This is a genomic window from Acinetobacter sp. YH16038, from assembly GCF_013417275.1.
Lineage (GTDB): Bacteria > Pseudomonadota > Gammaproteobacteria > Pseudomonadales > Moraxellaceae > Acinetobacter.
The window spans coordinates 1-3750 of the sequence record NZ_VPEG01000090.1 but is presented as its reverse complement, the minus strand read 5'-3'; the positions used below and the strand labels follow the sequence as shown (position 1 = coordinate 3750).

Sequence of the window (3750 nt, the reverse complement as noted above, 5' to 3'; positions counted from 1 at the left end):
GCCACGGACAGCCTGTTCTAATTCTATAGAGAATAGCTTCAATAAAATTGCGTAAATTTGAGTTGTGGTGAATGGATAAATTACGCAGAATAACTTTCAACTTTTGCCAGTGTTGATCTGTCAGCATGGTACGAGGCATAGCGAATAGTAAAATTGGGTTTGGCGATTTGATTTTACTACTTCGCTATTTTTTTAAGCTAAAAGTGTCAACACACCCTAATTCTTTGTTTTTAAATTCACTCCCCCCTCCTCCTTTAATAAAGAGAAAAGGTTTTATTCCCTCTCCTCTTGGGAGAGGGTTAGGGAGAGGTAAATTATTTAAGAACCCTCACCCCATCCCTCTCCCAACGAGAGGGTGATAAAGGATTACCAATAATTCTCTACTGCAATATTTCCTTCACCACGACGGTTCATAGTCAGGCCACGTGCTTTTAGCGCTTCTTTGGTATCTTCAACCATTTCCGGATTACCACAGAGCATCACGTGACTGGTTTCAGGATTAAGCTGAAGTCCTGCTGCCCGTTCAAGTTTCCCATTTTCAATCAGGATCGGTAAACGATGGTGAAGTGCTGCTTCAGGATCACGAGTAATGATTGGAATAAATTTAAAGCCAGTATGATCTTCGCCAAAGGTCTCGGCAATTTCCTGAATACGGTCGACATAAGCCAGTTCGTCTTGCGTACGGACGCTATAAATCAAGTTAATATATTTATATTTATTCCAGGTCTCAAAGTCTTGCAGCATGGATAAAAATGGTGCCAGACCTGTACCGGTACCAAGCAGCCATAAATCTTGTGGTAATGGCAATTGATAACGTGCCAAAGTCAGATAGCCATAGGAAATTTTCTCTAAGTAGAGTTCATCGCCTACTTTAAGATGTTGTAAATTCGAAGTAAATTTCCCTTCCGGAACCACAATCGAAAAAAATTCCAGCGTTTCATCAAAAGGCGATGACACGACTGAATATGCCCGAACGACCAGTTCATCCCCCACTTTCAAGCCAATACGCGCAAACTGTCCTGCCGTAAACTTGAAATGTACAGGTCTGGTCATGGTGAAACTAAACAACGTATTGGTCCAACGGTGTACAGATAAAATCTTTTCTAAGCTAAATTTTTCAATAGACATGATTCAAACGTGGCATCAAAGACTATGCTCATGGTAGCATGACAGCATAATTTATTAATATTTTTTAAATGTTAAGGCTCTATTCATGCGCATGACTTTACGCCAGTTGGCTGTTTTTGTAGCAGTTGCTCAAGAAGGCACCGTCACCAAAGCCAGTGATGCAGTCAAACTCACCCAAAGTGCGGCGAGTATGGCTTTAGCAGATTTAGAAGATGGTCTTGGCGCGCCTTTATTCGACCGTCTTGGTAAGCGTTTACAGCTCAATGACTTAGGTCGTTTTCTTCTCCCACAAGCTCTTGAAATCCTTGGCCGCTGTGAAGCTTTCGAGCAGGCAGCCAAAGGTGAACTGCAAAGCATCGATCTTCGTCTCGGTGCGACGCTGACCATTTCTGACTATCTGATGCCAGACCTGATGGCGGATTTCCTGAAAATCCAGCCACAGGCTCACTTGCAACTGCAAGTCGGCAATACCCGTCAAATGATTGAAGCTGTGAATCAGTTCCAGCTAGATTTGGCCCTGATTGAAGGTTCTTGTCATCTACCGCAGCTGCAATGTATTCATTGGCGCGATGATGAACTCGCAGTGTGCTGTGCGCCGGATCATCCCCTAGCTCAGCTAAACCATCCGCTTACTGCTGAAGATTTTAAATCGGTTGAATGGATTTTACGTGAAGAAGGTTCAGGGACTCGTGAAGTCTTTGATAATGCCATTCTAAAAGACGTACCTGATGCCAATATTCGTCTGACTCTAGGCCATAATGAAGCGATTCTGAAGATTGTGGCAGGTGGTTTAGGGATGTCTTGTATTTCCAAGCTGGCGATTGAACCTTTGCAGGAAAAAGGTCAACTGGTCATTCTGAATACTCCATTCTGGTCACTCACCCGTCCTTTATTTATGCTGGTACACCGCCAGAAATATCAAGGTCCAGGTCTTAAAGCCTTTATGAAATTCTGTGAAGCTTAAAATTTTGTTGAAATAAAAAAGCGCCTAAGGGCGCTTTTTTATTACCTGAATAAATGTCTCTTACTAATTTCTTCCTTAAACTGTCTTTCACATGGAACACCGTCATGATTTCCATCCATTTGAGTACCCGGGCAATTTCGCAAAAAGAATACCGCTTCATCATAAGAGCGCATCTGGCTACAATGGGTTCTACCATCACATTGATAAGGTGAAGACACTGAAGTGGATGAGGCAGTACTTCTAATAGGAGTATTTGTGGATACCTCTAAATTCTTCCTTCCTTGTTCACTTAGGCCTTGTTCAGGTAAGTTACCTAAAGCAGCACGTTGTTCTGAAACAAGCCTTTTTTGTTCTTGCATTAAATGCTCAAGTTGCTGTTGCTTTTGTATTTTATAGTTTTGGTATTTTCCATAAACCAATACAGCAAGTATCACGATAATGATTAAACCAATGCCTGTAATCAATTTTGATAAAACTGAATTTTTAGGCTGACGATAAGGTACTGCTCTTTCGATCTGAAGATCATTATGTTGACTAACAATTTTTGAAGGTGTCTTTTGATATGAGATATCTAAACGAACAATATGATCTGCTTTAAACTTGCCTGCATCCTGTACTTTGAGAAACTTTAAACTTTCCCCAACTTTTGGTGGCACGTTCTTATTTGGGAAGTCTTTAATATGGAAGAATAAATCTTTTGACTCACCCGCTATCTCAATAAAACCAAAACCTCGTTCTTCGTTATAGGTCTTGATCTTCCCCTCTAAAAACATAATTCACTCTATTGTTTGATATTTTTAATTATTGTATTCAAAAACTGATGAAAATTCTAAAAATAAAAAAGCACCGTAAGATGCTTTTTTATTTGAATGATGAGACAAATATCTTAGTAAATGAGAACCTAACTTAAATTTCTCCAAAAATCATAAATCCAATTGCTGTTACCAGAATCAACCAGAGTGTAGGACTAAAGAAAATAGTATTGCGTGCCGGATTAACTATTGTAGTAGAAGCTAAAGATGGCAAGGCGACTACTTCAGAGACGAACTCTTCCTGACGCTTGATATCCAAACGTACCATATTGTCCAGTTGAATCGTGTTCTGCTCTTCAATGATTCTAAATTTAAGTCGTTCTCCGACTTGAGGTGCTATTTCAGGTGAAGGTAGTTGGTCTAACTGAAAATTAAGCTCGTGTGCATTATTTGCCAGTTCAATACTCCCAGTCCCACGTACAGCATTATAGGTTTTAATTCTTCCATCTGTAAACATGATATGTGTCCCTAGATCATTCAACAGATGCGTAGTTTATATGGAAGGGATTAAAGAATATTGTTGAGCTTTGGTGGGTATTTTATTGTTTTCGCAACATTCTACAAGGTTTTGATTACACAAGATTCCTACAACTTACGTAAGCTTATAACTCAAATAAAAAAGAGACTCTAGAGCCATTGCTGTCCCACAATTTTTCACAAGAGGAAGCTCATTTGAGCTTCCTCTTGTTTTATGGGTATTTTATCGGGTGAAAATAAAACTTTTAAAGTTCTTCTTTCAAACAAATTCACTTGAATTATTCTGAGTAAACGTTGAACTGTCCAACCTGTTTTTCCTAAATGTTGAGCGAAACTCACCAATAAATAGGCGATCATCGCAATCCAGAT

At 39.6% G+C, this 3750-nt stretch carries 5 protein-coding genes and 1 pseudogene; 1 reads left to right on the top strand and 5 read right to left on the bottom strand.

The features are described from left to right. Together FTV34_RS16685 and FTV34_RS16680 are read right to left on the bottom strand one after the other, a co-directional pair. Window positions 1–139: transposase (locus FTV34_RS16685; RefSeq protein ID WP_145755836.1), on the bottom strand; the 139-nt coding region annotated here is incomplete at its 3' end. Window positions 140–366: 227 nt separating this feature from the next. Next, a complete protein-coding gene (locus FTV34_RS16680; RefSeq protein WP_180070826.1) occupies window positions 367–1128 on the bottom strand; it encodes a ferredoxin--NADP reductase in 762 nt (253 codons plus the stop codon). Window positions 1129–1213: 85 nt separating this feature from the next. On the opposite strand from FTV34_RS16680, the gene gigC reads away from it, so the two are divergent. Further along, entirely contained in the window at window positions 1214–2092 is an 879-nt protein-coding gene (gigC, locus tag FTV34_RS16675) for a LysR family transcriptional regulator GigC (protein WP_180070824.1), read from the top strand. 41 nt (window positions 2093–2133) lie between these two features. Here the strand turns inward: gigC and FTV34_RS16670 are convergent, their stop codons facing one another. From FTV34_RS16670 to FTV34_RS16660, 3 genes and pseudogenes are all read right to left on the bottom strand, one after another. Beyond that, window positions 2134–2865, bottom strand: a complete 732-nt coding sequence (locus FTV34_RS16670; protein WP_034702024.1) for a cold shock domain-containing protein — start codon at window positions 2863–2865, stop codon at window positions 2134–2136. A 133-nt stretch (window positions 2866–2998) separates the two neighbouring features. Next, window positions 2999–3361, bottom strand: a complete 363-nt coding sequence (locus FTV34_RS16665; protein WP_180070822.1) for a hypothetical protein — start codon at window positions 3359–3361, stop codon at window positions 2999–3001. Window positions 3362–3558: 197 nt separating this feature from the next. Next, window positions 3559–3750 (bottom strand): annotated as a pseudogene (locus tag FTV34_RS16660) (IS4 family transposase); the annotation flags it as partial.

Coding starts and splice junctions, on each gene's coding strand:
- FTV34_RS16670 (WP_034702024.1), bottom strand. CDS start 2,865: ATGTTTTTAGAGGGGAAGATCAAGACCTATAACGAAGAACGAGGTTTT.
- gigC (WP_180070824.1), top strand. CDS start 1,214: ATGCGCATGACTTTACGCCAGTTGGCTGTTTTTGTAGCAGTTGCTCAA.
- FTV34_RS16680 (WP_180070826.1), bottom strand. CDS start 1,128: ATGTCTATTGAAAAATTTAGCTTAGAAAAGATTTTATCTGTACACCGT.
- FTV34_RS16665 (WP_180070822.1), bottom strand. CDS start 3,361: ATGTTTACAGATGGAAGAATTAAAACCTATAATGCTGTACGTGGGACT.